Here is a 14237-nt window from a genome sequence, read left to right on the forward strand (position 1 = left end):
AAGCGTAGGATACACCAAAAGCGCGGTTGCCTGTTTTTTAAGCGGAGTGGCGGGTATGTATGCTTGTGTCGATGAGATCCGTACACCCACCGTCGCCCCCGCGCCGAGGGCCGCCTTGGCGGGGGCGACGTTATTGAGTCGGCTACAGTGCGATGATGTAGCAATGCGGGTGAGCGGAGTACCCTTTTTTGCGTAGGCCCGCAAGCCGCGCGTGGGTGCGAAAATACGACGGCGATTGCGCGCGCTCTTGCCGTTCAGTCCTTCTTTTTTTCAAGGGGATGACCGAAGGCGTTCAACAGCAAGTACGGGACAAAAGACAGGGGGAACCAGTACCACTGACGGCTGCAGGCTGACCACGCCCAGCATCCCCAGGCCCAAAGAACCGCAACTACCTTAAGTACTTTGTGCATCATGAGCTCCTTCAAGCAAGAACAGCATGCCGCGCTTACATCATCGCGCCCGATTTCCACGCGTTGACCAGTTCCGGCGGCCAGAACTTGTGCGGCGCGATCATTAGGCACAAGGTGTCGGGGTGGGTCAGCAGCGGGAACCAGGCGCCCTTCATCACATCGTCCGGGATGTGCTTGCGGATCGCCAAAAAGGACGAGACCATCACGCGGCGGCGCGTGAGCATGTGCGGCAGCGCCAGGTCCTGCGCGCGCTGCTGTTCGCTGGCCAGGAACTGGCCGATGTGCTGGAGCGCGGGCGGCATCTCCTTGCCCTTGTACGACACCAGCTCCTGCGCGATGCGGTGCAGCGCTTGCGGGCGTGCTTCGAAATGGCGCTCAAGGCTGTACGCCAGCAGCGCCGGCATGTCGTGCGGACCTTCCGCGAACAGGGCGTTGTTGGCCTGGACCAGCGAGGCCCACACCACCATGCCCTTTTCCAGCAGCAGGTGCTGGCGGCGATAGATCTCAGTCAGGCTGTCGTTCCCCATCCAGCCCGGGTTGTCGGCGCACATGGCGGGGTATTCTTCCGGCTTGGCATAGCGGCGCCACTTCATGATGGCGTTGCGGATCTGGTCGAGCGCCAGCGCCATGGTGGGGTCGGCCGCCCATTCTTCGATCTGGCCCGGCTCCAGCGGCCCGGCGCGATCGTCGGCGGCCTGCGGCAGCAGCTTGCGCGCGTAGTCGTGCAGCGATTCGGCGCGCGCATCGGCCAGCAGCGTGCTCACGGTGGCCAGCGGGTAGGTGGTGTGCTCCACGCTGTCGAGAAACGCCATGAAGCCGCGCGCGCGCGGACGCTGGCGCGCAAAGGCGGGATAGGCGCGCACCATGTCGTCGTAGTTCATCCATTGCCACTGGCCGCGGTCCGGCGTGTTGCAGCGCACGACTTCACCCAAATACGCGCCGGCCGCGTCGATGACGCGTTCGCGTTCCTGCGCGGGGATGGCCGCGCCTTCTTGGCGCAACAGCGCGAGCCAGGCGTCGAGGTGGCGCAGCGAGGCGACGCTGTAATCGAGCTGCCCGCGCGCCAGTTGCGCCGCGAGCGGCAGGGCGTCGTCGCCGCTTGCGGGCAGCAGCGCGCACAGGTGCGGGATGCGGCTGGCGATATCGTCGGCGCGCGCGCAGGCGCTGGCGTCGCTCACGGCCAGCTGCGCGTACCAGCGCGCCACGCTGTCATGGGCGCCGTTGATGATGTGGTCGAGCACCTGCAGGTGCGGATGGCAGATGCGCCCGCGATGGGTGCGCACCACCGCCAGGCGCCGCTCGCCGCGCGTGACGGTGCCCCACTGGCCGCCAACCTGGCTGGCCAGCACGCAGCCAAGATAATAGCCGGCGCGCAGCGCCCAGCTGGTGACGGTCGGGCTGCTGAAGGCGCTGCCGGCCGGCTGCCTGGCGCGTTCGAGAACGTACCAGGCGTGCAGCTTGTCGAGCAGGGCCGACAGCGCAGTGATGCTGGCGCCGCTGCCGTCGAGCGCGAGCTGGTACTTGTCGCGCACGAAGGCGACCAGCCTGGCCTGTTCTGCCTCTGCCCCGGCATGCACCTCGCGTTCGCTGGCAAAGCCCGGGCGATGCGTGGACAGGCCCGGTCCGGGGCTGATCATGGTGGCGCTGTGCGCCAGCGGCCCCAGTTGCGCCGAGGCGAGGAACAACTGCGCGCTGTCGTCGTGGACGAAGCGGTAGAACGGCTGGTAGCCGGGATTGGCGACAATGGCGGTATCGACGCGCGCGGTCAGGTTGCGCAGCACGCGCAGGGTGGCGCTGTTGCAGGCTTCGGGACGGATGGCCAGGTCGATCGTCACTTCCTTGCTGGTGACATTGCCCTCGTCGAACAGCTGCACGCCGTTGGCATAAGACAGGCCGGGAGGCACCACCTCGGGAAAACGCGTTTCCAGCAGGTCGGGCCAGAGCTGCTGGACGCTGTCGACGCGGCGCACGCCGTTGGCGCAGGCGCTGATGAACGCCGGCGGCAGGCCGGTGGCGCCGTGCAGCGGGGCGTAGACCATTTCGAGCGCGTCGTCGAATGCGACGCAGCCCAGCTCGCGCATGCACTCCCACACCAGCGCGCGCAGCGGCGCGTCGAAGCGCGGGCGTTCGAAGCCGATGCACAGGGCGCCGCCGGTGCGCCCGCCGATGAGGGTGGCGCCGGCGGCCAGGCCGTTGGCGAAAGTGATTTCGGTATCGTGCGCGCCGCGTCCGGGTTTGCCGTGGCGCGCAAGGATGGAAAGCAGGACATCGAAAGGCATGACAGCGCTTTCGCCGTCGGCGAAGCGCTGCAAGTAAAGAAAAGTGGTCACGAAAATCCCGGAAAGGTGCAAAGGCACGTCAACGCGCACCGTACATACGATTTATATATTTGCCGTATGGTACTTCAGAGCCCTGTTCCGGGTCCATCAAAGCGTTAGCATTGTGGAAAGAAAGTGACAAGCGCGCACGGCGCCCGGGCGATCAGGAAGCGTACGGATCGGGGTAGCCGAGCACGGCGAGGATGTCGCGTTCGAGCTGCTCCATCTCGGTCGCTTCGGCGTCGTCGTTGTGATCGTACCCTTGCGCGTGCAGCACGCCGTGCACGATCAGGTGGGCGCTGTGCTCTTCCACGGTCTTTTTTTGGTCCAGCGCTTCTTTTTCGAGCACGTCGGTGCACAGGATGATGTCGGCGCGGGTTGGTTCATCCCCGGCGATGTCGTCGCCTTCGTTGTAGGCGAAGGTGAGCACGTTGGTGGCGTAGTCCTTTGCGCGGTAGTCGCGATTGAGCACGCGGCCCTCTTCGGCGTCGACGAAACGGATGGTCAGTTCGGCCGGCGCGAACAGCGCCGCCTGCACCCAGCGCCGTATTTTCGGGCGCGTGATCGATGCCTGCAGGCGGGCGTCGGGATACTGGACCGACAGCGACAACTTATTTTTTGCGGACATTTTTAGCCATCACGGGTTTCGGCAGGGCGGCCAGTTCGTCGACCGAGGCGGCCGACTCGTAGGCGTCGACAATGCGCGCCACCAGCGGATGGCGCACCACGTCGGCGCTGGAGAACTGGGTAAAGGCGATCCCGCGCACGTCCTTGAGCACATGCACGGCGTCGCTCAAGCCGCTCTTTTGCGTCTTGTGCAGGTCGACCTGGGTGACGTCGCCGGTGACTACGGCCTTGCTGCCGAAGCCGATCCGGGTCAGGAACATCTTCATCTGTTCGACGGTGGTGTTCTGCGCTTCGTCGAGGATTACGAACGCGTGGTTCAGGGTGCGTCCGCGCATGTAGGCCAGCGGGGCGATCTCGATCACCTGTTTCTCGAACATCTTCTGGGTGCGGTCGAACCCGAGCAGGTCGTACAGCGCGTCGTACAGAGGGCGCAGGTAGGGGTCGATCTTCTGGGTCAGGTCGCCCGGCAAAAAGCCCAGGCGCTCGCCCGCTTCCACGGCGGGGCGCGTGAGGATGATGCGCTTGACGGCGTCGCGTTCCAGGGCGTCGACCGCGCAGGCCACCGCCAGGTAAGTCTTGCCGGTACCGGCCGGGCCCACGCCGAAGCTGATGTCGTGCTCCAGGATCGAGCGCAGGTACTGGATCTGGTGCGGCGTGCGCCCGCGCAGGTCGTGCCGGCGCGTCTTGAGCGTGGGGCTGTTGATCTCGATGTCGGGCAGCGCTTCGGTCGGGGTGCTGTCCGGGCTTTGCTGGCTGTGCAGGCCGGAGCGCTGTTCGACCAGGGCCAGTTGCACTTCCTCGATCGGGACGATCTTGTTGGCGATCGCGTAGAAGCGTTCCAGGATCTGGACTGCGTGTTCGGCGTTATGGCCGCTGACGATGAATTTTTCGCCGCGCCGGAAAATGGTCACGTCGAGCGCCGACGAAATCTGGCGCAGGTTCTCGTCGAGCGGTCCGCACAGGTGGGCCAGCCGCGTGTTGTCGAGCGGCTCGGGGATGAAGTAGTGAGGCTGGATGGGTGTCTTGGTTTTCAACTGGCGCAGGCTAAAGTGTCACCGCGCGCAACGAGTTCGCCGCGCAGGGTGTAGTTAAAACTCTCGGTGATGCGCACGTCGGCCATCTGGCCGATCAATGCGCTCGCATTCATGCCGGGTTCGAAATTGACGACCCGGTTGTTTTCGGTGCGGCCCTGCAGTTCGGCGGCGTTCTTGACCGATGGCCCTTCGACCAGGATGCGCTGCACGCTGCCGACCATGGCGGCGCTGTACTTGCGCGTGTTGGCGTCGATCGCCGCCTGCAACTGCTGCAGGCGCGCCAGCTTGACCGCGTGCGGCGTGTCGTCGGCCAGGTTGGCGGCCGGGGTGCCGGGGCGCTTGCTGAAGATGAAGCTGTAGCTGGTGTCGAAACCGACATCCGCGATCAGTTTCATCATGGCGGCAAAATCGGCCTCGGTCTCGCCCGGGAAGCCGACGATGAAGTCGGACGAAATCGACATGTTCGGACGCACCGCGCGGATGCGCCGGATGATCGACTTGTATTCGAGGCCGGTGTAGCCGCGCTTCATGGCGGCCAGCACATTGTCGGCGCCATGCTGGGCCGGCAGGTACAGGTGGTCGACCAGCTGCGGGATCTTGGCGTAGGCGTCGATCAGGCGCTGGGTGAATTCTTTCGGGTGGCTGGTGACGAAGCGGATCCGTTCGATGCCGGGAATGTCGGCCACGTATTCGAGCAGCAGCGCGAAGTCGGCCACGTCGCCGCCTTCCATCACGCCGCGGAAGGCGTTCACGTTCTGGCCGAGCAGGGTGATTTCCTTCACGCCCTGGGCGGCCAGGCCGGCCACTTCGGTCAGCACGTCTTCAAAACGGCGCGAGACTTCCTCGCCGCGCGTGTACGGCACCACGCAGTAGCTGCAATATTTGCTGCAGCCTTCCATGATCGACACGAAGGCCGAGGCGCCATCGACCTTGGCCGGCGGCAGGTGGTCGAATTTTTCGATTTCGGGGAAGCTGATGTCGACCTGGGCGTCGCCGCTGGCGCGCCGTTCGCGCATCATCTGCGGCAGGCGGTGCAGGGTTTGCGGGCCGAACACCATGTCGACATACGGGGCGCGCTTGACGATGGCTGCGCCTTCTTGGGAGGCAACACAGCCGCCGACGCCGATCAGCAGGTCGGGACGCGCCAGCTTGAGCTCGCGCAGGCGGCCGAGGTCGGAAAAGACTTTTTCTTGCGCTTTTTCACGGACCGAGCAGGTGTTGAGCAAAATCACATCGGCATCCTCCGGCGTGTCGGTGCGAACCAGGCCGTCGGAGGCGCCGAGCACGTCCGCCATCTTGTCCGAGTCGTACTCGTTCATTTGGCAACCGAAGGTTTTGATGAAGACTTTTTTCTGCATGGAATGATCAACGTGGCGCTGCAGCCTGGTTTCAGGCGGGGTTGCCAGTTTATCGTAAATCAGCGGGGGCGGCCATGTTCGCGACGGCAGCCGCTCGGCGGACCATGTTGCATTGCCGACATTGCGGCGTGTCAACCGCCAGACTAGCCGTCCGTCATTCTTCCATGTGACCGGGAAAAGTTTCCCTCAAAAATGTTTTACAATTGCTTGATTGCACACTACCTATTTCTTCTTGTAAATCAATGGGTTCCGAGGGAACTTTGTGAACGAACTGAGCACAAAAAATGTTCTTGCGTGCGCCACAATTTGTCTCGCTGTGTTGAAATGACGATGTGACAAGCTTTCTGGCGGTTAGCTTGATTTCAAACAATGTCACATATGCAAAGATAAGTTGTACTTATTGCATATGAGTCTAATAATGTGTTTGGAGTTTCAAGTGCGTTGGAAGTGAGTAGCGCAGAGCGCATACGATCCGGAAACGTGCTTTTAAGCCAGTTATCAGATTTGTTCTGTTTAATCACGCTCAAGGGCGATTTTCCGGGAACTTATTAAGACGCGTATGGGTCTTTAACATAGTTCGTAACGGCATTATTTCAACCACTCACCACGAGGTAAAATCATGGCACACCATGCTCTGGCATCACAGGAAAGTTACAACCCCAACCACCTGCTCGACATTCTGCTTGGCAAGATGCAGCTGAAAAACGATGCAGCGCTGTCGCGCATGCTCGAAGTCGCACCACCGGTGATCAGCAAGATCCGCCACCACCGCCTGCCGGTCGGCGCCTCGCTGCTGATCCGCATGCACGAAGTGACCGGCATGAGCATCCGCGACCTGCGCGACCTGATGGGCGACCGCCGCACCAAGTATCGCCTGTCCGACGCCCAGGGCCGCCCAAAAGCGAGCGCCGAGGAAAAACCGGCGGCACCAGACGCATCGACGTCCGGAAACTATGCGCACTAAGTCTTCCGGCATGGCAGTTTCAGCTGTCATGCCAGCGGAACCGGGCGCCTGATTCCGCCTCTGCATGCAGAGGCGGGTCGGTCAGCCCATCAGGATCATCGTGATTTCTTCGTACTGCAGTTCGGTTTCGCGGAACACTTGCAGATAGCATTCTTCGTTCAGTCCCAGTGCGGTCCACGCGACCGGTGACACGGCGGGCACCAGATCGTCGCTTTCGCGCCCCAGGTCGAGCGCATGCACGATGGCGTTGGCCACATGCACAATGGTGGCCAGCAAGCCTGCGTCCGGCGCGCCCGGATCATGGTGGAAGGCGATCGCCATCTTCATCGTATCCGAAAAATTCCAGTGTTCGGCCAGCGCCACGCCGGCCAGCACATGGTCCACGCCCATCACCGCCAGTTCCGCGTCTTGCACGTAGGTATCGTTGGCCGCGCGGTATTCCATCACTTGTTGATACAGATCAGGGTAGCTGCTCACCAGCACCAGGCGCCCGATATCGTGCAGCAATCCGGCCGTGAAGGCGTAATCCTGGTTGAAACGCACGCGCCGCGCCAGCACCTTGGCGCAGCAGGCGGTGCCGATCGAGTGGCGCCAGAAGGCCTTGTGGTCAAAAGCGGCGCAGCGGCCTTCGGCAAAGCAGCCGGTCAGGGCCGAGGCCGTGATCAGGTTGCGCGTGGTCTGGAAACCGAGGTAGGTGATCGCCTGCTGGATGGTGGTCACGCGCACCTGCAAGCCGTACAGCGAGGAATTGGCCAGGCGCAGGGTCTTGGCCGTGAGGGCCTGGTCGTGCGAGACTTTTTTGGCCAGCACCGTGATGTCGATGTCTTCCTGGTCGATGCTGGTGAGCAGTTCCATCACCACCGCCGGCAGCGAAGGCAGGTCGGCCAGGCGCTTCAAGACGTCGTCGAGGACGATGGCGCTCATAAGGCGGCCTCGCGCGCGGCGCGGTAGTCTTCTATATAGCGGCGCAGGGCGCTGGTGGCCCAGTCGTGCGGCTCGTCCGGCTTGTGCTTGCGGAACAGCACGGCCAGGCGCTGCACGCTGGCGGCGTGGTCGGGTGCGCAAGCGGCGGGGGGCGCGGCGCCGCTGCGCAGCACGGGAACGGCGTCGATGCCGTGGCTGGGCAGCAAGGCGATGGTGCGGTCGGTCAGTATCGCTCCCTTGGGTAACAGGATCTGTCCCTGCCGGTCGAGCAGATTGTCGGACAAGACCATTCCCGGTACCACCTCGGCCAGTGCCAGGTGCTGGTAAGCTGCGCTCATAGGCATCCTCCCTCGTAAGGCTACGATCTTACCATTGCTACCGGAGCGTGTGCGCCACGGAAAAAGCTTTACTTTTTGCGTGTCCATGCACGGCAATTTCTTGCCAAGGAGAAGGGCTTACCGTACATTCGGAGATGCATCGCGCACGCTGGTTGTCGGAAGGCGCTGTTTAGCGGAGGAATCGGATGTCTGGTATTCAAGGCCGGCTGAAACTGCTGTTCGTGGTGATCGTCACCCTGGTGCTGACCATTTCGGGCAGTTACACCCAGTATTCGCTGGGCAAGGCGCTCGAGGAAAGCAACCAGCGCCTGCGCAAGGGCGTGATCACGCGTTTGCAGATCAGCCTGCCATCGGCGCTGTGGGACCTGGACAAGTCCAAGGTCGACAGCATTGTCGAGGCCGAAATGCTGCCGCCCGAAGTGGTGGCGATCCGCGTCTACGACAGCTCGGTCGGCCTGTTCGCCGGCAAGCTGCGCGCGGCCGACGGCAAGCTGGTCGCGGTCGATGGCGCGTCCGGGCCGGGCGGCCAGGCGGTCGACGCCCAGCTGGTGTTCCACGAAGGTGGCACCGCCAGCGCCTCGATCAAGCCGGTCTCGGTGGGCCGGGTGGTGATCAATTTCAGCCGCGCCCAGATCGACCAGGCGCTCGCTTCCGAACTGATGCGCAAGGTGATCGAAGTGCTGCTGCTCGACCTGATCCTGGTGGCGGCGCTGTCGCTGTCCTTGCGGGTGGTGTTCGAGCCGCTCAAGCAATTGCGCGACGGCTTATTCGACCTGGCCACGCGCGGCACCGACGAGGTGGAGGAATTGCCCGAGAACCGGCGCGACGAGCTTGGCGAGGTGATCCGCGGCTTCAACCAGATCCAGCGCCGCCTGAAATCGACCATCGGGCGCATCCGCGACGCCGAGGACGCGGCGCGCCGCTCGGCCCAGCAGACCGCCCAGGCGATGCACGACTTGCGCCAGACCCAGGAGTCCTTGCTCCAGGCTGAACGGCTGGCCTCGCTCGGCAGCCTGGTGGCCGGGGTCGCGCACGAAATCAACACCCCGGTCGGGATCGCCCTGACCAGCGCCTCGGTGCTCAAGGCCGCCACCGACGAGCTGGAACTGGCCGTCAACGGCGCCGGCCTGAAAAAATCCGACATCCTGCGCTATGTGGAAACGGCCAGCGAAAGCGCGCGCCTGATCATGAACAACGCCTACCGCGCGGCGCACCTGATCCACAGCTTCAAGCAGATCGCGGTCGACCAGACCAGCGAGGCGCGCCGTCCCTTCGGCCTGCACGAATACATCGAGGAAATTGTTTCCAGCCTACAGCCCAAGCTCAAGAAAACCCCGATCGCGCTGGTGCTGAACTGCCCGGATGACATCGTGCTCGACAGCTACCCCGGCGCCTTCGCCCAGGTCATCACCAACCTGACCCTCAACTGCGTGGAACACGCCTTCGAGGTCGACACCGCCGGCGAAATCATGATCAGCGCCCGTCTCGACGGCGAGGTGGTCGAACTGCACGTCAAGGATGACGGCCGGGGCATCGCGCCGGACGTGCTCGACCGCATCTTCGACCCGTTTTTCACGACCCGGCGCGGGCAGGGCGGCACCGGGCTGGGCCTCAATATCGTGTACAACCTGGTCGTCAAGCAATTTGTCGGCACCATCGCCGTGAGCAGCACCCTGGGCCAGGGCACCCATTTCACCCTGCGCATCCCGCGCGTGACGCCGGTCGATGGCGCTCCCGAGGACGTGGCATAGTCACGCGGCTTGCGTGCGCCCAAGCGCGAGCGCTCGTTTTATTGTACGCTTGCCATTCTTGAAACGCGCCGCCGTCCAGCGCGCGGATCGCCCCGGCGCCCTGGCGACGCATTGCCAGTCGCTGCGCCCCTTCCATCTCAAAGGACCATCATGAAACTGTATTTCAGTCCCGGTGCTTGTTCCCTTTCTCCCCACATCGTCCTGCTCGAAGCAGGGCTGCCATTTACGACCGAAGCGGTCGATCTGCGCAAGAAGGTCACTGCCAGCGGGGCCGATTTCAGCGCCATCAATCCCAAGGGCTACGTGCCGGCGCTGGAAACCGGCCACGGCGTCCTGCTGACCGAAGGCCCGGCCATCGTGCAGTACCTGGCCGACCTGGCCCCCCAGAAAAACCTGGCGCCCGCCGCCGGCACTCCGGAGCGCTATGTGCTGGCCGGGTGGCTCAACTTTATCTCGACGGAACTGCACAAGAATTTTTCCCCGCTGTTCCGCCCGAACGCCGGCGCCGACCTGGTGAACTATGCGCACAGCAACCTGACCTTGCGCCTGGGCTATGTCGAACGCATGCTCGACGGGCGCGACTACCTGACCGGATCGCAGTTCACGGTGGCCGACGCCTATTTGTTTACCGTGCTTAACTGGGCCGGCGTGCTCAAGTTCGATCTCTCCGGCTTTCCGCTGGTGCAAGCTTTCCACAAGCGCGTGAGCGAGCGGCCGATGGTGCAGCAGGCCATGCGCGACGAAGGCTTGCTCAAGTAAGCCGCGCTCGATGCCGGGACAACGCTGTATCGCGCTGCTGCGCGGCATTAACGTCGGGCGCGCCAAGCGCATCGCGATGGCCGATCTGCGCCAGCTTGTTGGCGAACTGGGCTGCACGGACGTGCGTACCCTGCTCAACAGCGGGAATGTGGTGTTTACTGCGCCAGCACGGGCGCGCGCGAAGATCGCCGCGCGCATCCAGGATGCCATGGTGCTCAAGCTGGGTGTGGTGTCCAGGGTCATCGTGCTCGGCAGCGACGAACTTGAACGCGTGATCGCCGCCAATCCGCTGCTGGAAGTGGCGACCGACCATGCGCGTCTGCTGGTGTTTGTCTTCAGCGATCCGGACGCGCCGGCCTTGCTGGCGCCCCTGGCCGCCAGCGACTGGGGGCTGGAAGTACTGTCCGTGGGTGAACATGCCGCTTACCTGTGGTGTCCGGCTGGCGTGCTGGACAGCAAGGCGATGGCCGCGATGACCAGGCTGCTCGGCGACGGGCTCACGTCGCGCAACTGGAATACGCTGTGCAAGCTGCGCTCGCTGTGCGCGGAGCCGGCCAAAGGCTGACGCCCCTGGTAGTGCGGGCGCAGGCAGGCAAAAAAAATCCCGCAGTCAGCGGGATTTTTTTATGCAATTCGGTGATTACTGGAACTTCTCGCCACTTTCGCGGCGCGCGCGGTAACCGATCAGCACCAGGCCAAGCAACATCATGGCGAAGACTTCAGGCTCGGGCAATTCCGACATGTGCGGGGCGGGCATCGTGGCCATTTGCATGGCGTTCATCCGCGGCTGGCTGTCCACATGGGCGGCGGCCGCCTGCTGGTTATCCAATACCTCGATCGCGCTCGCTGGTGCGGCGGCGGCCAGGGCGAGCATGAAAGCTGCTGCGACTGCGTATTTTTTCACGGTGGTTCCTCTTCTTTTTGGTTTCCGCAAGAGCATGATTACTCATGCTGCATTGCAACCAGATGAGCACTAAATGCGAATCACCCGGCTTTGTATTTAACCACGCTCACCACCGATTTCCAAGCCATTCCGCTCTAAACGTCGTTTTTTTGATGTTTTATTGACCAGAGGAATTAACATTTCTCGGCAAATGCTGCACTGCGGAAAAAAGCAAGGAAGCTGTCAAAAAGACACGAGGCTTGCCCGTGTTACAGCTCGCTGTCGCGCGACAGCAATCCGTGGCAGTAGGCGGTATCGGACAGGTCGACTGCGCCGGTCAGGTGGTCTTCGTCGGCGGGGCAGCGGGCGCCGAACAGGCTGGCGAAATAGGCGAAGAGTCGACGCATGTCACATTGTCCAGTCGTGGGTTTTAAGGATCATCTAATGATCGCGATTTACCATCAAGGGCTGATACGAAATGTTACGAACATACCGGCATTTCCCAAGCGGGTCTTGAGGTGGCTCAGGTCCGTCACATGACGCATTGTCGAGTTGATCAGAGGTGTTGCGTCGCAAATTTTTTTCAGCAGATCAAGGTATACCTGGCTTTTTTTTGGCGGTATAGTCTCCCTAATCAATTGCCCTCAGGCATCAAACTGATGGCAAAGGAGCACGCCTGGGCCACATCGCCCGGCGTGCGGATGTACTGTCAGGCGACATCGATTGGCCACATGGTTTGCGGAAATTGTCATGGTCACATATCGAACGTCGCTGTCACTGCCGCTCCCCACCATTGCGCGGCAGAAGAACGATGTTTGCATAGTCATAGTAAGTGCTGGTAATCCGTCCGCAGCCACCATTCATAGAGTAACCACATGCCCAATCTTGCCAAGCTCCAGCTCGCCCTCAAGAATGTCTACGTGCGCATCGGCGCCGGACTCCTGCTCGTCCTGCTCGTCGGCCTGGTCATCTACAATGCCGATGTAGAGCAGGACACCAGCCCGCTGGTCCATTCGCAGGACATTTCGCGCATCACCGCGCTGGCCTCGCAGAAGGACAAGCTGGAATACCTGATGGTGGCCAAGCCGCTGTCGGAGTCGCCGCGCTACATCTTCAAGTTCAAGGATGCGCCCCAGCTGCACGTGATCAAGGTGCCGAGCACCTCGCACCTGAGCCTGGAGCGCGAAGTACTGCTCAAGAACGCGATTCCGTATTCGATCGCCAAGGAAGACTACCTGGCCTCGCACAAGGCGGTCCTGCTCGACGAAGGCCAGAACCCCGCCAGCGCCGAAGCAATCGCGTTCCTCAAGCGCCACGCGCTCGATATCTGTTTGATCCTGCTGATTCTCTACGCGATCAAGTTCGGCATCCCCGGCATGGGCATGAGCGCCGCCATCATCATGCCGGACAAGCTCAAAGGCAGCATGGATGACCTGATCGGCATGGACGACATCAAGCAGGAAGTGCTGCACCTGGAAGACATGATCCGCAACCGCAGCGAATACAAGTCGCACAATATCGACAAGCCGTTCAATGTGATGCTGACCGGCCCCGCCGGCACCGGCAAGACCAAGCTGGTTGGCTACCTGGCCAAGAAACTCAATGTACCGCTGATCCAGGCCTCCGGCTCCGCGCTCGAATCAGGCTACGTGGGCGGCGGCTCCAAGGCCCTGAATGCCCTGTACCGCAAGGCTTGCGCGCGCGGCAGCTGCATTATCTTCCTGGACGAAGCGCAAACCCTGTTCATGCCGCGCGGGCGCGGCGAGAAGAAGTGGGAAGACGACACCGCCAACACGCTTCTGGGCCTGCTCGACGGCGTCAAGAGCGACAAGGGCGCCGGCGTGATCTGGGTGGTGGCCTCGAACTTCGACGATGCCTCGGTCGAGATGGACGAAGCGATGCTGCGCCGTTTCTCGGTCAAGATCAACTTCCGCCTGCCGAACAAGGGCGAGCGCGGCCAGCTGCTCAAGAGCTTCTTGGGCCGCAAAAAGGATGGCCTGGTCGACTGGAACGACCTCGATCTGGGCCAGGTCGCCGAAATGACCGCCAACCTCAGTCCCGCGCTGCTTGAAACCGTGGTCGAACGCGCCAGCATGATCTCGATCCAGGAAAAGGCCATCATCAACACCGACCTGATGTTCCGCGCGTTCGAGCGCGCCACCCTGGGCCTGACCGACCGCGCCACCACGGCCGAAAAGCACAAGCAGCGCGAGCGCGTGGCGCTGCACGAACTGGGTCACTTCTTCATGCAGATCGACCCGTACCTGCGCCAGGGCCTCTCCCTGGCCGAGGTGAAGGAAAAATCGCACCTGCTCAAGATCAGTACCGAGTCGGTGTCGAAACTGGGCGCGCTGGGGTATGTGCTGCAGTCGGGCGACGACGTGTCGTTGCGCACGCTGGAAGAACTGGAGCAGGACGTGATCCAGCTGTACGGCGGCGTGGCGGCCGAGGAGCTGTTTTACGGAGCGCGCGGGATTTCGGTGGGTAGCCAGAACGACATCGAGAAAGCGACCAAGATGCTCAATCTGATGGTCAACCGCCTGTCGATGTATTCGCGCTCGAAAATCGACTACACCCAGTTGAAGAACGAAGGCGGCGGCGAGCACACGATCCGCCAGGTGGAAGAAAAGTCCGACGAGTTGTACAGCTACACCCTGGGCGCGATCCGCGATTACAAGGCGGTGATCGAGTCGCTCAAGGATACCTTGCTGGACCAGTACGTGCTGTCCAAGGATGCCGTGTTCGCGCTGCTGGAAGAGCGCCGCGACCTGCTGGCGTTTCACGTGGCCGGCCAGCGTTTGGGTAACCTGAAGCTGTGTACCGAGGCTGCGGCGGTTTAATAGCCGCGCCACACTTTAGTACTCGCTAAAT

The 14237-nt window shown here is 62.5% G+C and carries 13 protein-coding genes; 5 read left to right on the forward strand and 8 right to left on the reverse strand.

Translation table 11 applies throughout. The features are described 5' to 3' along the window. Positions 1-445: 445 nt before the first annotated feature. From F1609_RS01490 to miaB, 4 genes are all read right to left on the reverse strand, one after another. Positions 446-2740: a hypothetical protein gene (locus F1609_RS01490; protein ID WP_167073948.1), complete on the reverse strand. Its 2295-nt coding sequence runs from the start codon at positions 2738-2740 to the stop codon at positions 446-448. A 151-nt stretch (positions 2741-2891) separates the two neighbouring features. Beyond that, complete coding sequence (gene ybeY, locus F1609_RS01495) at positions 2892-3356, reverse strand: rRNA maturation RNase YbeY (RefSeq protein ID WP_167073950.1); 465 nt, start codon at positions 3354-3356, stop codon at positions 2892-2894. Next, positions 3340-4389: a PhoH family protein gene (locus F1609_RS01500; RefSeq protein WP_167073952.1), complete on the reverse strand. Its 1050-nt coding sequence runs from the start codon at positions 4387-4389 to the stop codon at positions 3340-3342. The genes ybeY and F1609_RS01500 overlap by 17 nt, the downstream gene beginning before the upstream one ends. Then, on the reverse strand, positions 4386-5747 hold the full coding sequence (miaB, locus tag F1609_RS01505) for a tRNA (N6-isopentenyl adenosine(37)-C2)-methylthiotransferase MiaB (RefSeq protein ID WP_167073954.1): 1362 nt from the start codon (positions 5745-5747) through the stop codon (positions 4386-4388). Before miaB ends, F1609_RS01500 begins: the two co-directional genes overlap by 4 nt. Positions 5748-6366: 619 nt before the next feature. On the opposite strand from miaB, the gene F1609_RS01510 reads away from it, so the two are divergent. Beyond that, complete coding sequence (locus tag F1609_RS01510) at positions 6367-6711, forward strand: hypothetical protein (RefSeq protein WP_167073956.1); 345 nt, start codon at positions 6367-6369, stop codon at positions 6709-6711. 81 nt (positions 6712-6792) lie between these two features. Here the strand turns inward: F1609_RS01510 and F1609_RS01515 are convergent, their stop codons facing one another. Together F1609_RS01515 and F1609_RS01520 are read right to left on the reverse strand one after the other, a co-directional pair. Next, on the reverse strand, positions 6793-7635 hold the full coding sequence (locus tag F1609_RS01515) for an HDOD domain-containing protein (protein ID WP_166872055.1): 843 nt from the start codon (positions 7633-7635) through the stop codon (positions 6793-6795). Beyond that, complete coding sequence (locus F1609_RS01520) at positions 7632-7973, reverse strand: hypothetical protein (protein WP_167073958.1); 342 nt, start codon at positions 7971-7973, stop codon at positions 7632-7634. The genes F1609_RS01515 and F1609_RS01520 overlap by 4 nt, the downstream gene beginning before the upstream one ends. Before the next feature lie 185 nt (positions 7974-8158). Here F1609_RS01520 and F1609_RS01525 point away from each other — a divergent pair, with 185 nt between their 5' ends. The 3 genes from F1609_RS01525 to F1609_RS01535 all read left to right on the forward strand — a co-directional run bounded on the left by F1609_RS01525 (position 8159) and on the right by F1609_RS01535 (position 11048). Continuing rightward, positions 8159-9724, forward strand: a complete 1566-nt coding sequence (locus F1609_RS01525; RefSeq protein ID WP_167073960.1) for a sensor histidine kinase — start codon at positions 8159-8161, stop codon at positions 9722-9724. A gap of 150 nt (positions 9725-9874) precedes the next feature. After that, positions 9875-10483, forward strand: a complete 609-nt coding sequence (gstA, locus tag F1609_RS01530) for a glutathione transferase GstA (protein ID WP_167073962.1) — start codon at positions 9875-9877, stop codon at positions 10481-10483. A gap of 10 nt (positions 10484-10493) precedes the next feature. After that, positions 10494-11048 (forward strand): DUF1697 domain-containing protein, encoded by a 555-nt coding sequence (locus tag F1609_RS01535; protein ID WP_167073964.1) that lies wholly within the window; start codon positions 10494-10496, stop codon positions 11046-11048. A gap of 75 nt (positions 11049-11123) precedes the next feature. Here F1609_RS01535 and F1609_RS01540 read toward each other — a convergent pair whose 3' ends face one another. Both F1609_RS01540 and F1609_RS01545 read right to left on the reverse strand, forming a co-directional pair. Continuing rightward, positions 11124-11357, reverse strand: a complete 234-nt coding sequence (locus tag F1609_RS01540) for a PEP-CTERM sorting domain-containing protein (protein ID WP_229421546.1) — start codon at positions 11355-11357, stop codon at positions 11124-11126. A gap of 278 nt (positions 11358-11635) precedes the next feature. Further along, positions 11636-11773 carry a hypothetical protein gene (locus tag F1609_RS01545; RefSeq protein ID WP_167073966.1) on the reverse strand — a complete coding sequence of 46 codons (138 nt, stop codon included), beginning with the start codon at positions 11771-11773 and terminating at the stop codon, positions 11636-11638. A gap of 468 nt (positions 11774-12241) precedes the next feature. Here F1609_RS01545 and F1609_RS01550 point away from each other — a divergent pair, with 468 nt between their 5' ends. Then, positions 12242-14206 carry an AAA family ATPase gene (locus F1609_RS01550; protein WP_167073968.1) on the forward strand — a complete coding sequence of 655 codons (1965 nt, stop codon included), beginning with the start codon at positions 12242-12244 and terminating at the stop codon, positions 14204-14206. The last annotated feature ends 31 nt before the right edge of the window (positions 14207-14237 follow it).

The sequence above is a fragment of the Massilia aquatica genome (assembly GCF_011682045.1).
GTDB lineage: Bacteria > Pseudomonadota > Gammaproteobacteria > Burkholderiales > Burkholderiaceae_D > Telluria_A > Telluria_A aquatica.

Excerpts from the sequence above, each read along its gene's own strand:
- ybeY (WP_167073950.1), bottom strand. The coding sequence starts at position 3,356 with ATGTCCGCAAAAAATAAGTTGTCGCTGTCGGTCCAGTATCCCGACGCC.
- miaB (WP_167073954.1), bottom strand. The coding sequence starts at position 5,747 with ATGCAGAAAAAAGTCTTCATCAAAACCTTCGGTTGCCAAATGAACGAG.
- F1609_RS01510 (WP_167073956.1), top strand. The coding sequence starts at position 6,367 with ATGGCACACCATGCTCTGGCATCACAGGAAAGTTACAACCCCAACCAC.
- F1609_RS01515 (WP_166872055.1), bottom strand. The coding sequence starts at position 7,635 with ATGAGCGCCATCGTCCTCGACGACGTCTTGAAGCGCCTGGCCGACCTG.
- F1609_RS01520 (WP_167073958.1), bottom strand. The coding sequence starts at position 7,973 with ATGAGCGCAGCTTACCAGCACCTGGCACTGGCCGAGGTGGTACCGGGA.
- F1609_RS01525 (WP_167073960.1), top strand. The coding sequence starts at position 8,159 with ATGTCTGGTATTCAAGGCCGGCTGAAACTGCTGTTCGTGGTGATCGTC.
- gstA (WP_167073962.1), top strand. The coding sequence starts at position 9,875 with ATGAAACTGTATTTCAGTCCCGGTGCTTGTTCCCTTTCTCCCCACATC.
- F1609_RS01535 (WP_167073964.1), top strand. The coding sequence starts at position 10,494 with ATGCCGGGACAACGCTGTATCGCGCTGCTGCGCGGCATTAACGTCGGG.
- F1609_RS01540 (WP_229421546.1), bottom strand. The coding sequence starts at position 11,357 with ATGCTCGCCCTGGCCGCCGCCGCACCAGCGAGCGCGATCGAGGTATTG.
- F1609_RS01545 (WP_167073966.1), bottom strand. The coding sequence starts at position 11,773 with ATGCGTCGACTCTTCGCCTATTTCGCCAGCCTGTTCGGCGCCCGCTGC.
- F1609_RS01550 (WP_167073968.1), top strand. The coding sequence starts at position 12,242 with ATGCCCAATCTTGCCAAGCTCCAGCTCGCCCTCAAGAATGTCTACGTG.